Raw genomic sequence first — 22,266 nt, forward strand, 5'->3', positions numbered from 1 at the left:
GCTACCTCTCGCTGGTGAAGTAGGGCAACGTCACGTCCGGACCGACGACATGGAACTGCACCTGCACCCGCATACCGATCTTCAGCTCATCGGGGGTCACGCCGACGATGTTGGTGAGCATCTGGTGCCCCTCGTCGAGCGTGACGATCGCGGGCGCGTAGGGCGGTTCGAACTCCGGAGTAACGGGGCGGTAAACCACTGTCCAGCTATAGATTTCACCGACGCCGGCGCTCTTCGCCCACTGCAATTCGGCCGACAGGCATTGGCGGCAGTGCTCGGTCGGCGGGAAGTTGGCCAGGCCGCACGCATCGCAGCGCTGATAACGCAGCTCCCGCGATTGACACCCCTGCCAGAACGGCACGCTGAGCTGACTACTCGCGTGCGGCAGCGGACCGGTCTGCGGTTGCAAGGCGGTCACCGCGGCTCATCTCCGACGATCAGCACCGTCGTGAACAAGGCGCCCGCGCCCCCGTTGCTGCAGAAGGCAATATGCGCATCGGGCACCTGGAGCGCACCCGCCTCACCGCGCAATTGCTGGACCGCGCGAATGGCGCGTTGCATCATTTGCGGATTGGCACCGGCGTGGCTGAAGGACATGGTTCCCCCATCGGTGGTGATCGGATGACTGCCGCCAACCGCGATGTGGCCGTCGGCGACGAACGGTCCGCCTTCGCCCTCGCCGCAGAAGCCGAAAGCTTCTAGCTGACGGATGATTTCGAACGAGAACGGGTCGTAGAGTTCCAGCACGTCGACGTCGTCGGGCCGAATTCCGGCGTGGCGGAAGGCACCTTCGGCCGCGCGCCTTCCGACGACACCGTTCACGTGATCGCCGCGCCGACCAGCGAGGTCAAAGGCCGGTGGGTGCTGATACGACGGTCCGTGAAAGTCCGCGCCGCTGCCCAGCACGTAGATCGGCCGACCGGCCGCCTCGACCTTGTCGATGTTCGCCACGACCAGTGCGCAGCCGCCTTCGGAGGTGGTGGCGCAGTCGAGCAGGTGAAATGGGTCGGCGATCGGCCGGGACGCGGTGATGTCGTCCGGGGTGAACGGACCGCGTTGGTAGTAAACGGCTTCGGGGTTCTGCGATCCGTTGTTGCGGATGGTCGACGCCACGATCGACAGCTGTTCGCGGGTGGTGCCGTACACGTGCATGTGCCGCCGGGCGATCAGAGCGAACTCGGCGGTCGTGAACATTCCCCACGGCGCGACGAATTCGTTCTCGGGCCGGGTCCACGGCGCCGTGGCCTCGTGGTCGCGGTATTCGCCGGCCTGAGCGGCGACCAGAACCACGACGTCGGCCATGCCGTGCTCGATCGCGGTGACCGCCTCGGTGATCATGCCGACCCCGAAGGCCAGGCCCTGCCAGGCCGGGCCGATCCGCAGGTCGTAGATCAACGAGGTCGAGTGCGGGCTCGCGCTGATGCCGTCGACGTCGTCGAGGCTCAGCCCGGCATCGTCGAGTGCACCCAGGATCGCCTTGATCGCCAGCCCGCGCGACGTTTCGCCGTCCAGGCGCCGTCCCTGCCGGGTGTTGTGCACCCCGACGATCGCCGCGGTGCGTTTTGTCCCGCTCACCCTTGCTCCATCCGTTGCGGCCCTTCAGTTCTCATCCGCTACTACTCCGAGATAGGTTCCCAGGACGTCGTATTGCCGTCCGTCGCGCAGCACCGTGCCGATCGTCCTGGTGCGCGCATCGACGGCCGGTGTGCCGGCATCCGTGCCCCTTTCCAAGACGTCGATTCGCACGTCCACCGGCCGGGCGGTTTGCGGGTCGGTGATCTCGACGACCATTGCCACCGCACGCTCTTGCTCGTCCCACTCGACGCTGGTGATCCGGTGCCGCGCAGTCAGTTCCATCACGACGGAGTCCTGGCGCACCAGGAAACGCACCGGCGCGCAGAGCTCTCCGGCCCGCGGCGGCACGCACAGCGTGACGGCCATCTCACAAGCCCGCCGGCCGCACGCTCGTCGCGCCGGCCGCGCGCAATTCCGCAAGATCTTCTTCGTTGGCCCCCAATACGCCGGTCAGCACCTCGCTGGTGTGTTGCCCATACAACGGTGACCCGCGGCGAATCCACCGCCTAGGCGTCCCGACGAACGTGAAAGGCATTCCTACGCAACGGAACGAGCCGGCGACGGGGTGGTCGACGGTTTCCCAGAATCCGCGGGCGAGCAGTTGCGGGTCGCTCAGCAGCGCGGCCGCCTCGGTGACCCGCGCCGCGGGTACTCCCGCTGCGCGCAACGCGCCGACCGCCTCGGCCACCGGGCGCCGGGCGGTCCAATCCGAGATCAGCTTGTCGATCTCGTCGGCTCGCTCCCGCCACCCGGCCTCTTCGGTCCCGAGTTCGAGCTTGTCGATGAGCCCGGCCAGCGCTGCGCGGGCCGCATCAGTCGTCGCGGCGAGCGCGACCCATTCGTCGTCGCCCTCGCAGCGGTATACGCCCTGCGGGCTCGCCCCGGGTCCCCGATTTCCCTGCCGGCGCAATTCAATTCCGTTGCGTGAGTATTCGAGCAGCATTTCGGCGGCGATGTTGAGCGCGGACTCCACCATCGTGGACTCGACATGCATGCCCGTCCCGTCCCGGTCGCGGATCACCAACGCCGCGACGGCTGCGAAGGCTGCGTGCAATCCCGCTATCGGATCGCACACGCCGCGCGGAATCACCGGTGGCCCATCGGCATGCCCGGTCATCCACGCCATGCCCGTCGCCTGTTCCATCGTCTGCGCGAATCCGACGCGGTCGCGCCATGGGCCGTCGAGCCCGAACGCCGGCATCCGGACCATGACGGCACGCGGATTGGCCGCACGCACCGCATCCCATTGCAGGCCGAAGTTTTCCATCACCCTCGGGGAGAAGTTCTCGATGACCAGATCGCTCGCCGCGATCAGCTCGAGCGCCAGCGCCCGGCCGGCGTCGGTACTGAGCTCGACGCTGATGCCACGCTTGTTGTTGTTGCTGCACAGGAAGACTGGGCCCCACTCCCACCACTGGTCCCAGTCGGGTGGGCGCCCCGCCGAGAACCGCATGCCATCGGGGCGGCTAACACCCTCGAGCTTGATCACGTCGGCGCCCAGCGATCCGAGGAATTGGGTGGCCACCGGCCCGGCCCAAAACGCGGTGAAGTCGGTGATTCGGATGTCGGACAGCGGAAGTGCACCCACGTCGGCGAGTTTCGGCCGTGCGGGCCGCGGCGGCCAGTGCACCCCGCCGTTGTCGGCACCCAGCAGTGGAGGACGCCGGGGCGGCCGCGCCGTGATGGCGTCACTGCGATACGGCACCCTCGGTTGCAGCACCCCAAGCTCCGACTCGACGAACACGCCCCGTTCCACGAAGTGGTCGACTGCCGGCAGGGTGGCCGGAGCACCGATGGGCGCCACCGGAATACGGAACGCCACCGCGAGATCGACGATCTCCTGCGTGGTCCGGGTCTGGGTCCACTGGGTCACCATGTCGAGGAATTCGTCGCGGCGTTCGACTCGACCGACGAACGATGCCAATTCGGCGTCGTCTACCAGATCGGCACGCTCGATCATGACCAGAAAGTCCTGGAACTGCTGGGCGGTGATGGTGCAGAAGCCGACATTGCCGTCCGCCGTGGGGACGATCGACGGTAGTTCCAGACTGCCTTGGTGCAGCAGGGAATCCGCGCCCAGCACGCTGGCCGACATGGCGGACAACCCGCCCATCGCGATCGCCATCGCCTCATACGTCGAGACGTCGATGACTTCGCCGCGGCCACCGCGGGCGGCGTGCCGGGCCGCGGCGGCCGCGACCGGGGCGGCGAACGAAGCCGCCAACCACTCCCCCAGCCGCCCGCCCGCCTGTACCGGTTCGTCGCCCGGCCAGCCCCGGCCGGAGATCGAGCCGCACAACGCCTGCAGGATGAACTCGTTGGCGACCAGTTGGTCGTCGACATAGGGTCCCGTCGTGCCGAACGGCGTCACGGTGACAACCACCGCCGCGGTGCCGGTGTGCGCCGTGATGTCGCCGAGCGTCCAGCCGTCGGTCAGGTCGGTGAGCACGACGTCGGCACCGGCCAACAGCGCGGTGATCTCCGCGTTGTCACGGCGGACCACCGATTTCTTGCCCGACGCCAGATAGTCGAACAGCGCCCCGGGCGGGCCCCCGGCCGACCAACCGCGCATCGAATCACCCCGCGGAGACTCGACCTTCACCACCTCGGCGCCGGCGTCGGCGAACATCTTGGCGCAATATGACACCGCGATCCCGTTGGACAGCTCCAGCACACGCCAGTCGGTGAACGGTGCCTGAGCCGCCACGCTCAATTGCCCAGCGTGGTGGCACGGCCGGCGATGCTGGTGACCTCGGCCGTTACCGGCGCCTGCGCCGAGGCCTGTGCCTGCAGGGCGAACTGCGTCATCCGCGTCCACGCGTCACGGTCCCGCTGGCTGGCTTGGCGCCCGACATGGGTAACCACGTCCACATCCGTCGCCTGTGCGCGCAGCTGGCCGGCCCGGGCGTGCTCCTGCGGTATGTACCGGAACGGGTCGAAAGAGTATGCGGCCATTGCATTTTCGTGAGTGATCTTGTTGATGACCGCATCGTCGAGGTGGCCCATCGTCTCGATGATGTCCTCGGGCGCGAACGGCCAGTTGCTGTCGGAGTGGGGGAAGTCGGATTCCCAGCACAGCATGTCCTCGTTGAACCAATCCATGTTGTGCACACCGACTTTGTCGCTGATGAAGCAGGTGTAGAAGTGCCGCTTGAACACGTCGCTGGGCCCGTGGTAGCCGGGCGGGAAGGTCGCCAGCGTCCAGCCCGAGTGACGGTTGTAGACATGCTCGGCCCGCCACAGGAAGTACGGGATCCAGCCGACGTCACCCTCGGTGAGCGAGAATTTCAGTTGCGGGAAGTCGGACCAGAATTCGGCCCAGATCAGCTCGGTGAAGGTGAACATGCTCATCATCGACGACGCCGTCATCTGCACGCTGGGCGGGGCGTCCGTCGACACCTGCGGGGACCGGGACGCGGAGCCGACATGCGTGCACAGCACCGTTTTGTTCTCGCAGACGGCCTCGAACAGCGGATACCAGTATTTCGTGTGAATGCTGGGCATTTGCAACGCTTCTGGATTCTCCGAGAACGTCACCGCGTGACATCCCTTGTCCGCCAGGCGCTTGACCTCTTTGGCGGCCTCGGCGACGTCGTACAAGGGCAGGATTCCGCACGGGATGAACCTTCCCGGGTAGGCCGCGCACCATTCGTCGACGTGCCAATCGTTGTAGGCCTTGATCATCACCAGGTTGACGTCGCGGTCGGGGCCCTGGTTGAGGACCTGGCCGGAGAACCCGGTGAAATTCGGGAAGTTCAAACCGGCCAGCTGCCCACCGGCGTTCATGTCCCGGACGCGTTCGTCGACGTTGAAGCAGCCCGGCCGCATCTCGTCGTAGCGCGAGGCGTCGATGTTGTACATCTCGCGGGGCTTGCCGGCGACGGCGTTCAGGCCCATGTTCCGCCCGCGCACCTCGCCGTAATACCACTGCTGGACGCCATCGGGCTCCGTGACCACCCGCGGTGCGAGCTCTTTGTACTTAGCCGGAACATGGGCGTCGAACATGTCCGCTGGCTCGGCGATGTGATCATCCACGCTGATCAGGATCAGATCGTCTTTATTCATGCCGCACTCCTCGAATACAGCGACTAGTAGACAATGACTTCAGTCACAGAGTCAACTGCTTCTGGAAGATTAAAGTGCCATAACAGCCGTAATATACCGCTGAATGCGAGAGAAGCAACCGCCTCCTCATCGGGCTGGTAGGCAGTGACTAATAGTCCGTATTTTCAGGTCGTGCGCCGGGGTCTGGGATTGCCGGATCGTGGCTGTGGCCCTTCGCCGCATGCCACCATGAATCATGGCTGGGCCCGAGGTGAACGCGAATAAGGTGGTGCGGCCCACCAATGCTGACGTGGCTCGATTGGCCAGCGTATCGACCGCGACGGTTAGCTATGTCTTGAACAATGCCGCGGGCCGCAGAATCTCGGCGCAAACGCGCGAGGCGGTCCACCGGGCCGCGGAACTGTTGGGCTATCGGCCCAACCTGGCCGCGCGCAACCTCGCCCGGGGCAAGAGCGGTGTGGTTTTGTACGTGGTGCCGCATGTGGCGGTGGGCGAGATGCCGATGATCGCAGGCAGCCGGATGACCACTGAGCTCGCCCGCCTGGGCCTACTCCAGGTGCAGATCTTCGAGACCGACGACGATCAACACGTCGTCGATGCGATCGAGAACCTCGACCCGATTGCGGTCACCAGCCTTTTCCCGCTCAGCGCGGCCGCCTCGAACTCGCTGCGGGCCGCGGGCATACCGAACATCGAGATCGGGACGCTGCCCGCACTCGGAGATCCACACCTCTCCATTGGCGAGCTGCGGGTCGACCATCTCGTCTCGCGTGGTCACCGGCAGATGGCGTTCGCCTACACCGGAATTCAGCGATGGCGCACCCTAGGTGACTACTGGTTCGAGGGTGTCGTGCGCGCGGCAAAGTTACGCGGGCTGCCACGGCTGGCCGTCGCCGAGGTGACGGTGGACAACGCCGCGGAGGTGGTAACGGGGTGGGTGCGCGACGGCGTGACGGCCGTGTGTGCACAAAGCGACGAAATCGCCTGCCTCGTCTTGCACGGTATTCACGAGGCCGGGCTGCGTTGCCCGCGCGACCTCGCCGTCATGGGCGTCGACGCCAGCCCGATGGGTGTGGTGAGCAGCCCGCCGCTGACCACCGTGCAATTCGTTTCGCGCGCCGTCGCCGATATCGCGCTCGCCGCTCTGCTCGACCGGTTGGGATACCCCGCCCCGGCACCGGGTGGGTCGACCGAAATCGCCCATCTGATCGTGCGCGCGTCGACCTAGGACGACAGCACGTGTCAGCGTGGCCGCAACCGCGCGCTGGCATACTCCCGTCTGAGCGGACCGCCGGATAGGAGCAACTCGATGGACATCGTCGACGCCCAAGTGCACGCCAACATGCTCGGCACCGAGATCACGCTCGCGATCATGGATGCCCTGGGCATTGCGGCCGTGCTGTTCGACGAGTTCGACAGCTTTACCGCAGAGGGGCTGCTGCCCGGCTATCGCATGGCCAACGGCGCCTTTCGCTGCGTGGGGCCGAATGCCGAGGCGGCGGCGATAAGTCATCCCGACCGATTCGCCTTCTTGATGCGGGTCGATCCGACCGACCCGGGCATCGAATCCTGGGTCGAGACGCTGACCGCCGCGCCCGGGTTCAAGGCCATGCGCACCACGGTCTTCACCCCGGCCGAGGGTGCGGTGTTCGAGGAGGGCGGGCACGATCGGCTGTTCAAAACCGCACAGGCCCATGGCTTGCCGGTATTCGTCACCTGCCCCGGACGGGTACCGCACCTGGCGCACTACCTGCGGCGCTTTCCCGAGGTTCAGTTCGTCATCGATCATTGCGGGGCCGCGTTCGATGCGGCGCCCGGGCAAGCCAGCATCGACGACGCGTTGGCGATGGCGAGCCATGCCAATGTGGCGTACAAATGGGCGCACGCGGCATCGTTTCTGTCGACCGAGCCCTACCCATTTGGCGACCTCGAACCGAAGCTGCGCCGCGCGGTTGACGCCTTCGGACCGCAGCGCGTGATGTGGGCAAGCGACTACACGATGACCCGGCACCGCGCCACGTGGGCCGAGACACTGTTCAACATCCGCGACTCCACGTCGCTGTCCGAGGACGAAAAGGCCTGGGTTCTCGGTGGTACGGCCCGACAGATTCTGAAATGGCCGGCGCCGCAAGCTAGCTCGTAGTCTCGTCAGGCGATCGCGATCGCGGCCAGGCCATGACGCACCCGGTCGGGCAGTGATCCCCCGTCGCTGAGCCAGTCGTCTAGGGCAATGCGAACCGCCGCCATCGCCAGCGCACCGATCAGTCGGGGCCTGGGATCTTGCGGTGTCAGCTGGGACAACCGGGGCGCGACGAGTTCGGCGATCGCCGCTTCGTAGCGTACGTAGATGTGTAGGTTCCAAGCCTCCAGCGTCTCCGAAGATCTTGTCAGCGTGCCTAATTCACGCACCTGGTCCTCGATTTCGGAGAATCCGAGAGCGAGGTCTCCGAAAGCGGCGGCCACGGCATCGACGGCGCTCAGGTCAGCCGGCTGGGCAGCCAGTGCGCCGGTGATCCGGTTGAGCCAATGGACGTTCATTCCCTCGGCGACGGCATCTTCCTTGGAGTTGAAGTAGCGAAAGAAGGTCGCCCGGCCGACGCCGGCCGCGTCGGCGATACGGTCCACGGTCGCTCCCGCCAGTCCGACGTCGGCGACCAGTTTCGCCGCGGCCGCCGCGATGCGCTGCCGCGTCGCCGTGCGCTTTTGTTCCCCGAGGGACATCGACGCAGATGTCACAGACATCCACCCACCATATCCCGCGGCAGAGCTGACATCACAAACTGCGCCCGGTGCAATCCAAATTGTTGTTACCGAGAATTAATTCGTCCGGAACGTGGAGATATCATTGTCATCGCGCCGGGTAGGGCGAAAGTGGTTGTGCAACATCATCATCAAGATGAATGGCACTCATCACAAATTGCTATTGGACCCCCATTGTTCGTGGCTGCGAGGATCCCTTGGAAACGTCGACCAAATCGAAATCCCCGGAGACACCAATGGATCAGAGTTTAGTGCACAGTGCGCGCGAAACCCTCGTGGAAGGCGTTGGGCGGCGGGACTTCGTCAGGGCCGTCGCGGCAATCGGTGCCGGTGTCGGGGTCGCCGGCATCGCCGCCGGTTGCACCCGAACTGGTTCTGCCGCTTCAACTTTGGGAGCACCCAGAGTTCTTCAGCCGGGCGAGGGCAATATCGGGGGGAACCACTACCTGCAGTCCACCCCCGACCAGGTGCTCTGGGGCTATGTCCCGAACGTGCATGCCAAACCGGTGCTGCAAATGAAGTCGGGCGAAACAATCACCATCGACGCCGTCTCGCACGAGGGCATCCTCGAAGATCAAGGGCGCAATCCCGTCGCGTATTTCGGGTCGAAGGGCGTCTCCCAATCCGATGTCCTGACCGACGCCATCGCGATCGCGGGGGAATATCGCCGCACCCCACGCGATTTCGACAAGGACGGACCCCACGTTGTCACCGGGCCGGTCTTCGTCGAGGGTGCGCAGCCCGGAGACGTGCTCAAGATCGAGACGCTGGAGGCGGCGCCGCGCGTGCCCTACGGCGTCGTCTCCAGCCGGCACGGCAAGGGCGCATTAGCCAGGACCCCGGACGGGAAGGCACCCGCGGGAATCACCCTCGACGAGGTCATGCCGCCGGTCAGCCAGGACCACCGGCCCAACCCCGACCCGACGAAATACGGCGACGCCTTCACGTTCACCGCCATCGAGGACGGCCACGGCGTCATGCGCTTTCACGACAAGTCGGTGCGGTTCCCGCTCAACCCGTTCATGGGCATGATGGGGGTCGCCTTCTCCCAGGACTCCGACCTCACCGCGGCGAGCGCCAACTCGATCCCGCCCACCCTGGGCGGCGGCAACATCGACATCCGATTGCTGGGCGTGGGTTCCACCTTCTACCTGCCGGTGTTCGCCGAAGGAGCGCTGTTCTACGCCGGCGACCCACACCACGCGATGGGCAGCGGTGAGGTCGCGCTGACGGCGATGGAAGGCTCGCTGCGCGGAACGTTTCGGCTCACGGTCTGCAAACCGAAAACGGGTGATGCACCGTCGGTGGCCTATCACTACCCCTTTGCCGAGACCGCCGATCTCTGGGTACCGATCGGGCTCTCCGATCCCGATGCCAGCGTCAACGGACAGATCAACGACCTCAACGTGGCGATGCGCCGGGCGGTCGTCAATGCCCTCGATTTTCTCGAATTCGACAGGGGCATGGATCGCGCGACGGCATACGCCTACCTGTCCGCCGCCGCCGACTTCTCGGTCTCGCAGGTGGTCGACCGCACGGTCGGCGTGCACGCCCAGATTTCCAAATCGCACTTCAAGTGAGCCGCCTATTCGTGTGAACCCCTGTTCAGGGCGGCACTCGCCGTCCTAACATGAGACTATGTCTCACGCTACGGCAATGACGCCGACCGACAGCGCCCCGCAGTCTCGTGCCGCATGGCAGTTCTTCCAGCAGATGATCACCGACGTCACCAAGATCGTGACCGAGGACGCCGAATCCGAGCGCGAGCTCCTCGAGGGACTGCGGGTGATCGCCCGGGTCTCGTCGCTGTGCTCGCAAATGGCCGTCGAGGCCGACACCGCGCGCCCGGCCTTCTTCGATATGTGCTCGGACACCCGGATGATCGGCGGACCCAATCCCGACGGCAACTACTTCCTGGCGATGATCCGCGGCGACCGGCGCTATCGGATCACCGGCACCCGCGGCACGACCGCCTACCTCGGCTTCCAGATCCTGGCCGGCACCGGCCTGACGCCGCGGCGCATGTCCAACTACGTCGGCGACACGAACCTGGACCTGACCTCCGGGGAGTTCGCGCTGGTGCTTTCGGCCGACGAGCCGGCCGATCTGGGCGGCGCGCAGTGGATACAGATCCCCGCAGACGCGTCGTCAGTCGTCGTCCGGGAGTACATCGCTGATCGCGACTCCGAAGAGCCGGCCACCATGCACATCGAGGCGCTCGACCCCGATCCGGTGACCGCACTGTCCGATGACGAGCTGGCCGAACAGTTCACCGCGATGGCGTGGTCGTTGATGAAGCTCACCACGCTGCACCGCACCATCAAGCCCGAGCTGCTGCAGCAGCCCAACACGCTGCTGACCGCCGAGGCCGCCGATCTGGGCGCAGCCGACACCACCCCGGACAACCTGTACATGATGGGCACCTACCGGCTCGACCCCGGCCAGGCGCTGGTGCTCGACATCGAGCCGCCCGACACCCGGTACTGGAATGTCACGCTGGAAAGCGTCTGGCACGAGTGCTACGAGCCACGCCGCCGGCACAGTTCGGTGACCAATCGCGGCGTGCGGCCCGATGCCGACGGACGGGTGCGCATCGCGATCTCCGCGCAGGACTTCGGATTTGGGCATTGGCTCGACACCGGTGGCAGACATCGCGGCTTTGTGGTGGTGCGCTGGCTGGACAACCCCACCGCGCCGGACGTGAAGGTTTCCGTGCGCGAGGGCGCGGAGCAGTCATGACGTTGCAGGAGCGTTTCAGCCCGGACAACCTCATCGCCGCCGCCTGCGAGCAGGTCGGCAGCGACGACTTCGGCGACGACGGCTGGCAACCCGGGCTGGAACGTGTCGCCGACGGCCTGGTCAACGACGCGCGGCTATCGGCGATCGGTGTGGAGGTCGCCCACCTCGATCTGATGCGGGCCCTGAAGAACCGGCTCGGCGTAATCGCTTGGCGCAAGGAACATCCCGAGATCGCGGACAAGCCGATCACCGCACCGATCTTCATCGTGGGACAACCGCGCACCGGGACCACGATCTTGCACGACCTGCTCGCCCAGGACCCCGAGCTGCGTGCGCCGTTGACCTGGGAGGTCGACGAGCCCTGTCCCGTGCCGCAACCCGCGACCTATCACAGCGATCCGCGAATCGCGCAGGCGCAGGCCAGCATCGACATGTCCGAGCAGATCGTTCCCGGCTTCCTGGCCTTTCACCCGATGGGCGCGCTACTTGCGCAGGAGTGTGTTCGCATCACGGGCAGCGAGTTCACCAGCATGATCTACACGGTGCAGTACCGGCTGCCGAGTTACTACCGCTGGCTGCTCTACGAGGCGGAGCACGCCGGCGCCTACCGCTATCACCGACTCTTCTTGCAGCACTTGCAGTCTGGCGTTCCCGGCCAGTGGCTGCTGAAGTCGCCGGCACACCTGTGGCAGCTGGACAAGTTGGTCGCCGAATACCCCGATGCGCTGATCGTGCAGACGCACCGCGATCCGCTCAATGTCATCTCGTCGATCGCCGCGCTGACTCACCACCTGCGGCGGATGGGCAGCGACGAGTCAGACATCGCGGAGTGTGCGGCGCAGTCGTACGAGGAGATCACCGTCGGCCTCGACCGCGGGATGGCCCTGCGCGACAAGGGTGTTGTCCCCGACGGCCGGGTGATCGACGTCCAGTTTGCGGATTTCGTGAAGGACCCCTGGACGACGATCAAAGACATCTATGCCTCGCTCGGCCGCGAGCTGAAACCCGAGGCCGAGCAGAAGATGCGCGACTTCCTGGCCGCCAATCCCGGCGACGGCGGACGCGGGCGCTACACCTGGTCGGACACCGGCCTGGACGCCGGCGAGGTCCGTGAGCGGGTGCGTGCCTACCAGGAGCGCTACGACGTGCCGACCGAGGAGCTGCGGTAACCCAGCCACAATCGCCAATGTGAAACTAACTTCACGCTCACGCTCCAACGTGAAACTAGCTTCACGCTCGGCGAAAGGAACGCACTACTCCGGGGCCGGCTCGTAGCGCAGCATGGTGACGTCGTGTTCGGGATAGTCGAAGTACACCGGGCGCACCCGCATGCCGACGCTGAGATCCGCCTCACCGACATTGACCATCTCGGTGGAAAACCTTGGGCCCTCGTCCCATTCGACGATGGCGAGCAGCTGCGGAACGGCGTCGGCGAAGTGCGGGCTGACGGGCCGGTGCGCCACGGTGAAGGAATACAACGTCCCCATCCCGGAAATCTCGCGCCATTCCAGGTCATTGGCCAGCGTGCGCGGCGCGCGTACCCGCGGATAGAACACGTACGCGTCCGACGACGGCGAATACTGAATGACGATGCGGTGCTGAGCCAGCGCGTCCCAAAACGGTGCGGTGGTAGGCGTTTTGACGGGCATCGGACGATCGAGAGTGGCCATGGGTCCTCAGTCTCCCTGCAGGATGAGTGTCGTCTGCTCGGAAAGGATTCCGCCATTGCCGGACACGAAGGCACGGTTGCAGTCGGCGATCTGCGCCGCGCCCGAGCGGCCCATGATCTGGCGGGTGGCGTCGCAGACATGGTGCATGCCGCCGGCCAATCCCGCCTGGCCGAAACCGAGCTGACCGCCGGCGGTGTTGAGCGGAAAGTCGCCCCGGAAGGTCAGGTCGTGGTTGGCGACGAACTCCATCCCCGTGCCCTTCTCGCAGAAGCCCGCGTCCTCCAGCGACAGCAGAACAGTGATCGTGTAGCAGTCGTAGATCGACACCATGTCCATCTGCGCACGGGTCAGATCCGTCATGGCGAACGCGGTGTCGGCGGCCTCCGCGATCGGCGTGTGCAACAGGTCCGCGGCATAGGTCGGGGTCTTGAACGGCACGTGCTCGCCAAATCCCTTGATCCACACCGGCCGATTGCGCGAGCGCCGGGCGACGTCGGCACTGGCAACCACGACGGCCGCACCTCCCACGCAGGGCATCACGATCTCCAGCATGTGCAGCGGGTCGGCGATCACCGGGCTGGCCAGCACGTCCTCGACGGTGAGCGGCTTGTCCTTCCAGATCGCACCGTCGGTATGGTTGGCGTTCACGCGCGTGTCGACGACGAGCTTGGCCATCGCGCGCTCGTCGTATCCGTAGATCGCCGCATACCGCTGGGCCACTTGCCCGTACGGCCCGTTCTGGCCGAGGTTACCGTAGGGGATCTCGAATTCAGCTTGCGGAGAACCGTATTGGTTGCTGGACGAACCGAAATACAATGCGTCACCGTAGGCCTTGGGCTTCTTGCTGGACATCGGCGTGATGTAGCGAGCGGGCAACGCGCACAGCACGGCGTCGCAGATGCCGAGTTCGACAGCCGCGGCCGCCCGCCACACCATGGCCGCGGCGCTGGCTCCCCCGAGATCCACATGCTCGGCGAATCTCGCGCCCACACCAAGGTATTCGGCAATCGTGGATGGCACGAAGATCTCCGACTCGGACAGGTGTGAGGCCACGATGCCGTTAACGACTTCGAAGGGCAGCCCCGCATCGTCCAGCGCGGCGGCGCCGAGTTCCGCCCATTGCTCGAGAGCGAACGGCGCGGGCGAGGCCTTGGTCATGCGTTCCGGGGCCAGTTCGACATACCCGACTATCGCGGCTTCTCCACGTAATCCCATGCTGTGTCCTTATTTTCGGGGCAGACCGAGAATCATCTGCGCGATGATGTTCAGCTGAATCTCCCTCGTTCCGCCGCCGATCAGCTCGGCCGGCAGATGCAGATAGGGCTGTACCACCGCGGGTTCGGAGTCGGTGACCATGACCGTCTGTCCGGTCAGGCGCAACGTCGCCTCGAACGTGCGCCGCAGCAACACATTCATCGCCACCTTGGCGATGCTCGACGCCGGACCGGATGGCTGACCATCGAGCAGCCGGATGGTCTCCCGCACGCCGAGCGCTCGGATTGCGTTGGTGTAGGCGTCGAGTTCACCCAGTGCCCGCTCGGCGTCGTCGCGTTCGGGGCCGGGTTCGGCCGCCAGCTGACGCAGCGCAACAGCCCGGTCGAACTTGACGTATCCGCTGATCGCGGAACGCTCTTCGGCCATCGTTGCGATCGCGAGGTTCCAGCCGTCGGTAGCACCGCCGAGCAGCATGTCGTCGGGGACGAACACATCGTTGAGGAAGACCTCGTTGAAATGTGCCTCCCCCGTCGCCGTCTTGATCGGCTGGACCTCTACCCCGGGCGATCGCATATCGAGGATGAAATAGCCGATGCCGCGGTGCTTGCTCGCTTCGGGGTCGGTGCGCGCCAGCAGCGCGCCCAGGTCGGCATACTGCGCCAACGACGTCCAGATCTTGTGGCCATTGATCCGCCAGCCGCCGTCGACCTTGGTCGCCCGGGTCGCCAGCGACGCGAGGTCGGAGCCCGCTCCCGGCTCACTGAACAGCTGGCACCAGTGAATGTCGCCGCGTTGTGTCGCCGGAATCAGGCTTTCCTGCAACTCTTTTGGTGCGGCAGCCAGGACCGAGGGCAGGATCCACTCGGCGATGTTCAGCGACGGCCGGACCAGCCCGGGCCGCTTGGCGAACTCTTCGTCGATGATGAGCTGTTTGAGCGGACCCGCATCGACGCCCCACGGCGCCGGCCAGTGTGGCGCCATCAAACCGGCGTCCGCGATCAGCGTGCGCTGCGGCCCCATAGCCTGGTCCTCGTAGTCGCCGTGCGGTGCGGGTTTGTCGTTGCGCAACTGCTGGGCGGCATCGAGTGTTTCGGCGACCCAGGACCGGAAGTCCGATTCGGCGTCACCCAGATTGACCGACATGTCGCGCTGCTGGGCGCAGCCCAGCTGTCCCAGCAGCCGGGCCCACCGACTGGCCGGGCCGATCGATCCCGCCAGGCTGATGGCCCGCCGCCAATACAGGTGCACATCGTGTTCCCAGGTGAAACCGATGGCGCCGAGCATCGTCAGCGCATCGAGCACCAGGTCCGGCACCGGCGAAACGGCGATCGTCGCCGCCCCGGCCGCCGCAAGCCGGTGCTGGTCGGTCGACTCATCCGCGGCGCGCACCGCGTCCCAGGCCGCCGCGGTGGCCAACTCGCTGTTGACCAACAGCATCGCGGCACTGTGCTGCAGAGCCTGGAAGGTCCCGATCACCTTGCCGAACTGCTCGCGGGTGCGCAGGTGCGCGGTGACGGCATCGACGCACCACTGGGTGATGCCGGCCGTCGTGCTCGCCACCAGACCCACGACCAGACATGCTGCGCGATCGTCGTCGATCCCGGTCAGAACGTCGGACTCGGCGAATCGGTACCCGTCCAGCCGCAGCACCCCCACGTCGACCGTCAGATCGGTGCCGGGCGCGGATTCGACTGTCGCAGTGGGTTGTTCGGTGTCGACCGGCACCCAGAGGACCTCGCCATCACCGGTGCGGGCACCGAGCAGGATCACCCGTGCCGAACCCGCGCCCGCGGTGACCTTGGAGCTCCCGGTGACCAGCCAGCCCTGACCGTCGGCGCGGGCCTGGAAATCTGCGTCGCCGGGCAGGACGATCGCGGCGGGCGTGCCCGAAGCGAGATCGCGGATCAGCGATTCGGCGGCCGGCGTGGGTTCGGCGAGCAGCGCGACGGCGCCGGTTGCCACGGTGGACAGCAGCGGGCCGGGCAGCAGCGCCTTGCCCGCCGACTCCAGCACGCATGCGGCATCGATCAGCCGCCCGCCCTGACCACCGAGCTCCTCGGGAAGATGGACGGCGTGAAAGCCGTTGGCCACCAATGCGTCCCACCATTGAGGAAGCTGACCGGCCGCCAGCGCGTCGAAATTGTCTCGCGTTGCGGCAATTGGGGCGTGTCGGCCGGCGAATTGGCCGACGGCTTCGCTGAGATGCTGCTGCTCGGGGGTCAGTCCCAGGGTCATGATCGCGGCCGCGCAGTGGCGAACATGGGCTTCGGCCGCACCGGCTGATATCCTTCCGTCTTACAAGACGAACCGTCTCGTCTTGTGGAAGATTACCGGGGTGGGTCGAGATCTGTAAAGCGACCCCGGGCCCCGCGGCCAGCGGCGAGGACGGCGAGGGACCTGACAGACGAGGATCACCAGATGCCAACCGATCTCACCCACGCGAGCCCGCGGGCCGGTTCGCCAAGGCGGCGCAGCGAGAAGTCGCGGACAGCGATCGTCACCGCCACGCGTGAACTACTTCTCGAGCGCGGATTCGACGGGTTGACGATCGAGGCGGTCGCCGCACGCGCCGGCGTCGGAAAGCAGACGATCTATCGCTGGTGGCCCAGCCGTCCGGCACTCGTGGCCGACGTGATGCTCGAAGACGCCGACAAGATTCTCGCGTCGGTCGATCACACCGACGACCTCGCTGCCGACTTGATGGGGTGGGTGCGCAAGCTGACCTCAACGCTGACGACGGAGCGCGGCGCGGCCATGTTGCGGACGTTGACCGTCGCCTGCATGGAGCACGAGGAAACCGCCGTCAAGTTGCGCGCCGGATTCAGTTTGCCGCTGCACGACAGCGTCCGCACCAGGCTGTTGGCCGACGGTATCGACCCGGCTACCGCCGAGTCGGCGGCCGATGCCATTGTCGGCGGCGTGGTATATCCGATCCTCTCTGACGCACGGCAGTATTCACGGCGGCGGGCCGAATTGACCACGCAAATCATCGTTGAGTCGTTGCGGCGCAAACGCTGAACTCGCCATTGGGATCGGCGCCGAAATGCGGCCGGGAGTCCCGGAGAAATAGTTAGATCGGCGAGGCATCTCACGGCGTGTCCGTGAAATTAACGTTCCCGCATAAATGTTGCGTGTCGCCGCCGTGATGGCTGCGAAAATGGCTGGCCTACAGCATCATCAATACGGATTGCGGGTATCACGAATTCGGATTGGACCTCGATCCGGCCGGATGTAAAGATTCCGTCAGTACGTCGACCGGACGACAATCCAGGAGCCCAGCAATGGATCTGTCAATTGAGCGAGTGTGGAACTCGCAAACTGCCACGCCGAGCAACTGCATCGGGGATCGCGGCGATACTCAGGGTGGTAGTCGCTCGGCCACCCGAAAACGGGCGCAAGCGAATTAGGCTCGACGATTATGACGAACCGGCCGAGTCCGTGGGGCAATGAGCGAGGGAAACTCTCGCATCAGCTGGACATGAGCGGTGAAGTTCTCGGCCGCAGGCACGCGCGGCGCCTTTGCCACCGCTTCGCGCGCGTCGGCGTCGAGACTTCGCCGGCGCGGCTCAGAGCGATGCTGGCCGGCGCCCCTTGCCCGGCCAGCGAAGAGGCCAATGTCCGGTTCGCGTTGATCGCGGCCGAACTCGACCGTGAAGCCCGCACCGCGAAGTACCGGCAGATGAGACGCGAGGGCGCGCGATCACTACTGATCGCCGGCATGACGCTGCTCGCATTGAATTTCCTGCTGTGTGCGGCCTACGCCCTGTTGAACCTGGCCCAGCAGTCCTCGCCGTACTAGACGGCTTGCGGCACATCACCAAAGAGCAGGACCGCTGACCTGTCGGCCCGACGACCACGTCGCCATGACGGAAGCCATCGGCTCCGTGCGTACCGCGACCAGGTCGGCGGGTTGGCCGGGCGTCAGCCCGCCGGCATCGCAACTCGAGGACGCAATCACCTGGCGCGGACGCGTGGTGAGCATCGCCACCGCGGTGTCGATCGAGGCCACCCCCGCCTCGCTGATGGCTACCGCGGCCCGGGCCAATGACCCGCTGTGGTAGTCCGAGGTGAGCACATCCACCACACCGGCCTCGATCGCGTCGCGCGCGGACAGATTGCTCAAGTGCGAGGACCCTCGCCACGCGTTGGGTGCGCCCATGACGACCGCGAGTCCGTTATCGCGAGCTGCGGCAGCGGCATCCAGCGTGAGGGGGAACTCGCAGATGCTGGCCCGCATCGCGGCCGCCTCGGTGACGGCGCTTTCACTGTCCGGGTCGTGCGTGGCGAAGACCGTGTTGTGCGCCGCGGCGAATCGGGCAATCTGTCTGCGCCGCAACGGTGTTCCGGTCGCATGCCGGTGCAGGGTGGCCAGCCAACGATTGAGTTCGTCATCGTCGAGGCATAGCCGGGTGCCCATCGCCGGACGCCAAGCCCGTTCGGTTTGGTATTGCCCCTGACCGGGAGTGTGGTCCATCACCGAAAGCAGACCGATCCGGCGGCCGTGCCGGCGCAGCAGTTCGGCCGTGCCGTCGACGGATTCTGGATCGCTGACGTCGACGCGAAGATGGATCGGCACCGTCACCGGTAGCTCGCCCGCAACACGGTGCAGGGTCTGCAGCACGGCATGCGCGCGCCGATAGCCGTCGGCCGTGTCCGGTCCTTCGCCTACCGAGATGCACAAGTAGGGATATACGACGCCGTGAGCGGCCGCGTCGGTGGCGAAGTCGTGCAACGCAGCGTCGAGCGGAATCAGGGTTCCCGGCCGCGGAGATTCGAAGCGCGGCAGTGAATCCGCGTGCAGGTCGGTGAAGGCCGGCCACAGCTGCAACGGTCGCAGGTCGAACTGCGCCGCATGCGGGTGCGGCTGGGTGCCGACGGCGCTGATACGCCCGTCTTCGATCGTGACCCACCGCGGCGCTACGGCCTCGTCGTGGTCCACGTGTTCCGGAGTCCCGGTGATCACCCGGGCGGCCTGCAGGCTAATCAACATGTGGGGCAAACGGATTGGCGTAGCGATCGCGACGCCGCCGCGCTGCGCAACGCGTCGTCGAGGTGATCCAGATCAGCCGCCGCCGCCACCAACTCGGCGAAGGGATAGCGGTCGTGGTGAGCGGCCAGGAAATCAATGGCGGCCCGAAGATGCAGGGGGCGGTAATTGTGCACTCCAGTGATTGTCATCAGATTGCGGACGAGATGCTCGGGGTCGATCGATATAGGCTGACTGGCGGCCACCGATCCCGCCAGCACGGCCCGGCCGCCGACATCCAAACTGGCGATGCACGCTGCAACGGCGATCGGGTCGCCTGACAGTTCCAGCGCCACGTCGACCGGTGGCACGTCCTCGGGGTCACCGACAACAAGGTCGGCGCCGAAGCTATACGCCGTTTCCTGTCGCAACGGGTCGGGATCACATACCGCGACCCAGGCACCGAGCGCATCGGCCATCGCGGCCGCCGTGACTCCCAACATGCCCGCGCCGGTGATCAGGATCCGGGTGGGATCCCGGTGCCGATCGAGTTCGGCCGCGTCGAACACGGCCGCGACTGTCGCCGTGGCGCACGACGCCGGTGCCGCCACGGTGTCCGGCACGCTATCGGGTACCTCGACGATCGTGGTGCCCGGCAACAGGACGCAGTGACTGGCGAAGCCACCGTTGAGCGGCCAGGCACTATCGAGCGCCTCATGCCCGTACTTCTTGAGATGCAGGCACTTCTGTTCCAGGCCCCACACGCAATTGCGGCATCGCCCGCAGGACGCGGTGATGGACCACACGACCCGGTCGCCGATCGCCACCTCGGCATCGTTCGGATAGCGGGGACGCCCGCCGGAACCGATGGCCACCACATGGCCAACCTGTTCGTGGCCGAGGATGCCCGGGTGCGGAGCGTCCCTGCGTCCGTACACGGTGTGCAGGTCGCTCCCGCAGATTGTCGCCAGATCGATTTCGACCAGCACCCGGCCGGGACCGGGGTCGATCGCGGCACTGGTCGTCACCACGGTGATCGGCTGCCCCACCCCGTCCCAGCGCGCATACCGCGCGGCGACCGCGCCGTCGACTGCCGTCATGCCGACACCGGCTGCGAGCCCGTTGACGCAATGAGCTTGCCTGCCCGACGTTTCCGCGACCCGACCTCGATGTCTACGGTGTCCAGCGCGGCACCCTTGGGTTCGGCGAGCAGCATCGTCGCGACGATACCGAGCGCAAAGCACACACCGGCGATCAACACCGTTGGCCGCAGGCCGAGGTGAGCGAGCGCGACCGGGGTGATCAGGGCGCCCAGGAAGGCGCCCACCTTGGCGGTCCCGGCCGAAATCCCGTGTGCGGTACTGCGGATCGCGGTTGGATACGATTCCGCGGCCAACAGCATCGTCGTGTAGTTGGGTCCTACGGCGATGCCGAACAGCGACAACCCGAAGACCACCGCAAACGGCGTCACCGTCGACGTCAGCCCCGGTATCGCGGCGATCAACGCCATCGATAGCGCCGAGAGGCTGAATCCGATTATCTGCAACGGTTTACGGCCGATCCGGTCCAGCAGGGCCAGGCCGACGAGCGCGGCGACCAGGCTGAAACACACCACCAGCGCGGCGTTGATCGCCATATTCGTCACGATGCTGGTATGCGGCGAAATGCTATTGATGAGCAGTGGCTGGCTCACCGAATTCCCGTACACGGCAACGTTGAAGAAAAACCAGCTGCCCGCGGTACCGAGCAGGGTGAGCCGAAATGATCGGGAGCGCAGTGCTTTCCGCAAGGTCACCGCTGCGGGCGAGCGGTCGGCAGTGGTCACCTGCACCACGCGGCCGGAGAAAACGCTGAGGTCCCGCGCCGCCCGCTCGGCATCGCCGGCGACGACGAGGGTCCACCGCGGGGATTCCGGCATGTGCCGGCGATTCCATAGCACCAGCAATGACGGGATCGCCCCCAGGCCGAGAATCAGCCGCCAGGACAGCCCCGGCGACGTGCCCAGGCCGACGACGACCAGCGCGACGACGTAGGCCGCGACCTGGCCGAAGACGTAGAACAGGAAGGTCAATCCGACCAGGCGGCCGCGATTTTGCCGGTTGGCGTACTCGGTCATGATCACCCCGGAGGCCGGATAATCGCCGCCGATGCCGATGCCGAGGACGACGCGGGCGATGAGCAGGCTGATGAAGTTCGGGGCGAAGGCGGAGGCGAGCGCCCCGATGATCATCAACACCGCCTCCAGCCCGTACACCCGCCGTCGACCCAACAGATCCCCCAGGCGCCCGAACAAGAATGCGCCCACCGCGACCGCCAGCAGGGTCGAGCTGGTCAGCGCGCCGACCTGACCGGTCGATAGATGGAACTCGGGTTTGACCAATAGGGTCACCGTGCCGATGACGTTGAGGTCGTAGGAGTCGGTGAAGAATCCCATGCCGGCGGTGACGGCGGCTTTCAGGTGAAACCGGCTCACCGGCGCGTCGTCGAGTCGCGCGCGCACCCCGGCGGTATTCGGCGCGGTCATCGCGACACCGCCTGGTTATGGGTGTCGATACAGCCGACCAGGTCGGCGACCGAGTCCAGCACGTGGGTGTGCGGCACGGCCGCGAAGTCGGCATCACCGTGCGCCCCGGTCCGCACGCCCGCAACGATCGCCGCGCCGGCCCGGGAACCTGCCCACAGGTCACTGGTGGTGTCGCCGGCGACGGCGATCTGGTCCACCGCCTCCGTGCCGGTGCGCAGCAAAGCGGTCAGGACCATGTCCGGGTAGGGACGTCCGCGGCCGGCATCCGCGGGTGACAACGCGTGTGTGATCAAGTCGCCCCACCCCAGGGCCGCGATGATGGCCTCGCGTGTGCTCGGAGCAAAGCCCGTTGTGAGCACGACAGCGCAGCCCGATCCGCGGAGCTTTTCGATGGTCTCGGCGGCCTGTGGAATAGGCGCCACCCGGTTGCTCTGGATGGCTTCGAGGTAGGCCGCTTCGAACGCGGCGTTGGCAGTTTCCGCCCGCTGCAGATCGCCGTCGAAGATCGACCGAAACACCTCGATCTTCGACTGTCCCATTGTGTCGTGGACAAAGCGGATGGCCGCGTCATAGTCCGGGCTACCGGCCGACAATCCCGACGCCGACAAAGACGCGTCGAATGCGTCCGCGACGGCGCCGTCGTCGAGCACTGTGGTGCCCGCCATGTCCAGGCAGGCCAATCTGATCATGTCCGTCTCCTCTGAGTGCCGGCCGCGGAGTCCCGCACCGAGCTTTGCTGAAACGGTCTGGCT

Annotated in this window: 20 protein-coding genes; 7 read left to right on the plus strand and 13 right to left on the minus strand. The window is 66.1% G+C overall.

The genetic code is table 11. The features are described from left to right. Nucleotide 1: 1 nt before the first annotated feature. From LMQ14_RS27295 to LMQ14_RS27315, 5 genes are read right to left on the minus strand one after another with little or no spacing between them, the layout of a single operon-like run. On the minus strand, nt 2-418 hold the full coding sequence (locus LMQ14_RS27295) for a Zn-ribbon domain-containing OB-fold protein (RefSeq protein ID WP_267732704.1): 417 nt from the start codon (nt 416-418) through the stop codon (nt 2-4). After that, the gene (locus LMQ14_RS27300) at nt 415-1,575 is read right to left on the minus strand and encodes a thiolase family protein (protein ID WP_267732705.1); all 1,161 of its coding nucleotides are present in this window, start codon (nt 1,573-1,575) and stop codon (nt 415-417) included. The genes LMQ14_RS27295 and LMQ14_RS27300 overlap by 4 nt, the downstream gene beginning before the upstream one ends. A 24-nt stretch (nt 1,576-1,599) precedes the next feature. Continuing rightward, complete coding sequence (locus LMQ14_RS27305; protein ID WP_267732706.1) at nt 1,600-1,941, minus strand: hypothetical protein; 342 nt, start codon at nt 1,939-1,941, stop codon at nt 1,600-1,602. A gap of 1 nt (nt 1,942) precedes the next feature. Beyond that, entirely contained in the window at nt 1,943-4,282 is a 2,340-nt protein-coding gene (locus LMQ14_RS27310) for a CaiB/BaiF CoA-transferase family protein (protein WP_267735706.1), read from the minus strand. 2 nt (nt 4,283-4,284) lie between these two features. Further along, nucleotides 4,285-5,640: an amidohydrolase family protein gene (locus tag LMQ14_RS27315; RefSeq protein WP_267732707.1), complete on the minus strand. Its 1,356-nt coding sequence runs from the start codon at nt 5,638-5,640 to the stop codon at nt 4,285-4,287. Between the two features lie 235 nt (nt 5,641-5,875). Between LMQ14_RS27315 and LMQ14_RS27320 the strand changes: the two genes are divergently transcribed. After that, a complete protein-coding gene (locus tag LMQ14_RS27320) occupies nt 5,876-6,868 on the plus strand; it encodes a LacI family DNA-binding transcriptional regulator (RefSeq protein ID WP_267732708.1) in 993 nt (330 codons plus the stop codon). 81 nt (nt 6,869-6,949) lie between these two features. Then, entirely contained in the window at nt 6,950-7,783 is an 834-nt protein-coding gene (locus LMQ14_RS27325; RefSeq protein ID WP_267732709.1) for an amidohydrolase family protein, read from the plus strand. A 5-nt stretch (nt 7,784-7,788) separates the two neighbouring features. On the opposite strand, the gene LMQ14_RS27330 is transcribed toward LMQ14_RS27325, so the two are convergent. After that, nucleotides 7,789-8,382 (minus strand): TetR family transcriptional regulator, encoded by a 594-nt coding sequence (locus LMQ14_RS27330; RefSeq protein WP_267732710.1) that lies wholly within the window; start codon nt 8,380-8,382, stop codon nt 7,789-7,791. Between the two features lie 254 nt (nt 8,383-8,636). On the opposite strand from LMQ14_RS27330, the gene LMQ14_RS27335 reads away from it, so the two are divergent. The 3 genes from LMQ14_RS27335 to LMQ14_RS27345 all read left to right on the plus strand — a co-directional run bounded on the left by LMQ14_RS27335 (nt 8,637) and on the right by LMQ14_RS27345 (nt 12,308). Next, nucleotides 8,637-9,980 (plus strand): acetamidase/formamidase family protein, encoded by a 1,344-nt coding sequence (locus LMQ14_RS27335; RefSeq protein WP_267732711.1) that lies wholly within the window; start codon nt 8,637-8,639, stop codon nt 9,978-9,980. 76 nt (nt 9,981-10,056) lie between these two features. Beyond that, on the plus strand, nt 10,057-11,139 hold the full coding sequence (locus LMQ14_RS27340; RefSeq protein WP_267732712.1) for a DUF1214 domain-containing protein: 1,083 nt from the start codon (nt 10,057-10,059) through the stop codon (nt 11,137-11,139). Then, the gene (locus LMQ14_RS27345; protein ID WP_267732713.1) at nt 11,136-12,308 is read left to right on the plus strand and encodes a sulfotransferase family protein; all 1,173 of its coding nucleotides are present in this window, start codon (nt 11,136-11,138) and stop codon (nt 12,306-12,308) included. Before LMQ14_RS27340 ends, LMQ14_RS27345 begins: the two co-directional genes overlap by 4 nt. A gap of 84 nt (nt 12,309-12,392) precedes the next feature. Here the strand turns inward: LMQ14_RS27345 and LMQ14_RS27350 are convergent, their stop codons facing one another. Genes LMQ14_RS27350 through LMQ14_RS27360 form a run of 3 tightly spaced genes read right to left on the minus strand, consistent with a single transcriptional unit; the run spans nt 12,393 to nt 16,259 of the window. Continuing rightward, on the minus strand, nt 12,393-12,809 hold the full coding sequence (locus LMQ14_RS27350) for a Zn-ribbon domain-containing OB-fold protein (RefSeq protein ID WP_267732714.1): 417 nt from the start codon (nt 12,807-12,809) through the stop codon (nt 12,393-12,395). A gap of 6 nt (nt 12,810-12,815) precedes the next feature. Then, on the minus strand, nt 12,816-14,024 hold the full coding sequence (locus LMQ14_RS27355) for a thiolase family protein (RefSeq protein WP_267732715.1): 1,209 nt from the start codon (nt 14,022-14,024) through the stop codon (nt 12,816-12,818). A 9-nt stretch (nt 14,025-14,033) separates the two neighbouring features. After that, nucleotides 14,034-16,259 carry an acyl-CoA dehydrogenase gene (locus LMQ14_RS27360; RefSeq protein ID WP_267732716.1) on the minus strand — a complete coding sequence of 742 codons (2,226 nt, stop codon included), beginning with the start codon at nt 16,257-16,259 and terminating at the stop codon, nt 14,034-14,036. Between the two features lie 183 nt (nt 16,260-16,442). Here LMQ14_RS27360 and LMQ14_RS27365 point away from each other — a divergent pair, with 183 nt between their 5' ends. Further along, nucleotides 16,443-17,042 (plus strand): TetR/AcrR family transcriptional regulator, encoded by a 600-nt coding sequence (locus tag LMQ14_RS27365; protein ID WP_267732717.1) that lies wholly within the window; start codon nt 16,443-16,445, stop codon nt 17,040-17,042. Nucleotides 17,043-17,442: 400 nt separating this feature from the next. After that, nucleotides 17,443-17,823 carry a hypothetical protein gene (locus tag LMQ14_RS27370; RefSeq protein WP_267732718.1) on the plus strand — a complete coding sequence of 127 codons (381 nt, stop codon included), beginning with the start codon at nt 17,443-17,445 and terminating at the stop codon, nt 17,821-17,823. Nucleotides 17,824-17,838: 15 nt separating this feature from the next. Here the strand turns inward: LMQ14_RS27370 and LMQ14_RS27375 are convergent, their stop codons facing one another. The 4 genes from LMQ14_RS27375 to LMQ14_RS27390 are packed head-to-tail and all read right to left on the minus strand — an operon-like array spanning nt 17,839 to nt 22,203. Continuing rightward, nucleotides 17,839-19,014: an alpha-D-ribose 1-methylphosphonate 5-triphosphate diphosphatase gene (locus LMQ14_RS27375; protein ID WP_267732719.1), complete on the minus strand. Its 1,176-nt coding sequence runs from the start codon at nt 19,012-19,014 to the stop codon at nt 17,839-17,841. After that, nucleotides 19,008-20,090, minus strand: a complete 1,083-nt coding sequence (locus LMQ14_RS27380; protein ID WP_267732720.1) for a zinc-binding dehydrogenase — start codon at nt 20,088-20,090, stop codon at nt 19,008-19,010. Before LMQ14_RS27380 ends, LMQ14_RS27375 begins: the two co-directional genes overlap by 7 nt. Further along, nucleotides 20,087-21,514: an MFS transporter gene (locus LMQ14_RS27385; protein WP_267732721.1), complete on the minus strand. Its 1,428-nt coding sequence runs from the start codon at nt 21,512-21,514 to the stop codon at nt 20,087-20,089. Before LMQ14_RS27385 ends, LMQ14_RS27380 begins: the two co-directional genes overlap by 4 nt. Next, nucleotides 21,511-22,203, minus strand: a complete 693-nt coding sequence (locus tag LMQ14_RS27390; RefSeq protein WP_267732722.1) for an HAD family hydrolase — start codon at nt 22,201-22,203, stop codon at nt 21,511-21,513. The genes LMQ14_RS27385 and LMQ14_RS27390 overlap by 4 nt, the downstream gene beginning before the upstream one ends. Between the last annotated feature and the right edge of the window lie 63 nt (nt 22,204-22,266).

The organism is Mycobacterium sp. Aquia_213, from assembly GCF_026625985.1.
In the GTDB taxonomy this organism is placed as follows: domain Bacteria; phylum Actinomycetota; class Actinomycetes; order Mycobacteriales; family Mycobacteriaceae; genus Mycobacterium.

Coding starts and splice junctions, on each gene's coding strand:
- LMQ14_RS27320 (WP_267732708.1), top strand. CDS start 5,876: ATGGCTGGGCCCGAGGTGAACGCGAATAAGGTGGTGCGGCCCACCAAT.
- LMQ14_RS27380 (WP_267732720.1), bottom strand. CDS start 20,090: ATGACGGCAGTCGACGGCGCGGTCGCCGCGCGGTATGCGCGCTGGGAC.
- LMQ14_RS27315 (WP_267732707.1), bottom strand. CDS start 5,640: ATGAATAAAGACGATCTGATCCTGATCAGCGTGGATGATCACATCGCC.
- LMQ14_RS27350 (WP_267732714.1), bottom strand. CDS start 12,809: ATGGCCACTCTCGATCGTCCGATGCCCGTCAAAACGCCTACCACCGCA.
- LMQ14_RS27335 (WP_267732711.1), top strand. CDS start 8,637: ATGGATCAGAGTTTAGTGCACAGTGCGCGCGAAACCCTCGTGGAAGGC.
- LMQ14_RS27385 (WP_267732721.1), bottom strand. CDS start 21,514: ATGACCGCGCCGAATACCGCCGGGGTGCGCGCGCGACTCGACGACGCG.
- LMQ14_RS27340 (WP_267732712.1), top strand. CDS start 10,057: ATGACGCCGACCGACAGCGCCCCGCAGTCTCGTGCCGCATGGCAGTTC.
- LMQ14_RS27370 (WP_267732718.1), top strand. CDS start 17,443: ATGACGAACCGGCCGAGTCCGTGGGGCAATGAGCGAGGGAAACTCTCG.
- LMQ14_RS27345 (WP_267732713.1), top strand. CDS start 11,136: ATGACGTTGCAGGAGCGTTTCAGCCCGGACAACCTCATCGCCGCCGCC.
- LMQ14_RS27390 (WP_267732722.1), bottom strand. CDS start 22,203: ATGATCAGATTGGCCTGCCTGGACATGGCGGGCACCACAGTGCTCGAC.
- LMQ14_RS27360 (WP_267732716.1), bottom strand. CDS start 16,259: ATGACCCTGGGACTGACCCCCGAGCAGCAGCATCTCAGCGAAGCCGTC.
- LMQ14_RS27365 (WP_267732717.1), top strand. CDS start 16,443: ATGCCAACCGATCTCACCCACGCGAGCCCGCGGGCCGGTTCGCCAAGG.
- LMQ14_RS27375 (WP_267732719.1), bottom strand. CDS start 19,014: ATGTTGATTAGCCTGCAGGCCGCCCGGGTGATCACCGGGACTCCGGAA.
- LMQ14_RS27355 (WP_267732715.1), bottom strand. CDS start 14,024: ATGGGATTACGTGGAGAAGCCGCGATAGTCGGGTATGTCGAACTGGCC.
- LMQ14_RS27325 (WP_267732709.1), top strand. CDS start 6,950: ATGGACATCGTCGACGCCCAAGTGCACGCCAACATGCTCGGCACCGAG.
- LMQ14_RS27305 (WP_267732706.1), bottom strand. CDS start 1,941: ATGGCCGTCACGCTGTGCGTGCCGCCGCGGGCCGGAGAGCTCTGCGCG.
- LMQ14_RS27330 (WP_267732710.1), bottom strand. CDS start 8,382: ATGTCTGTGACATCTGCGTCGATGTCCCTCGGGGAACAAAAGCGCACG.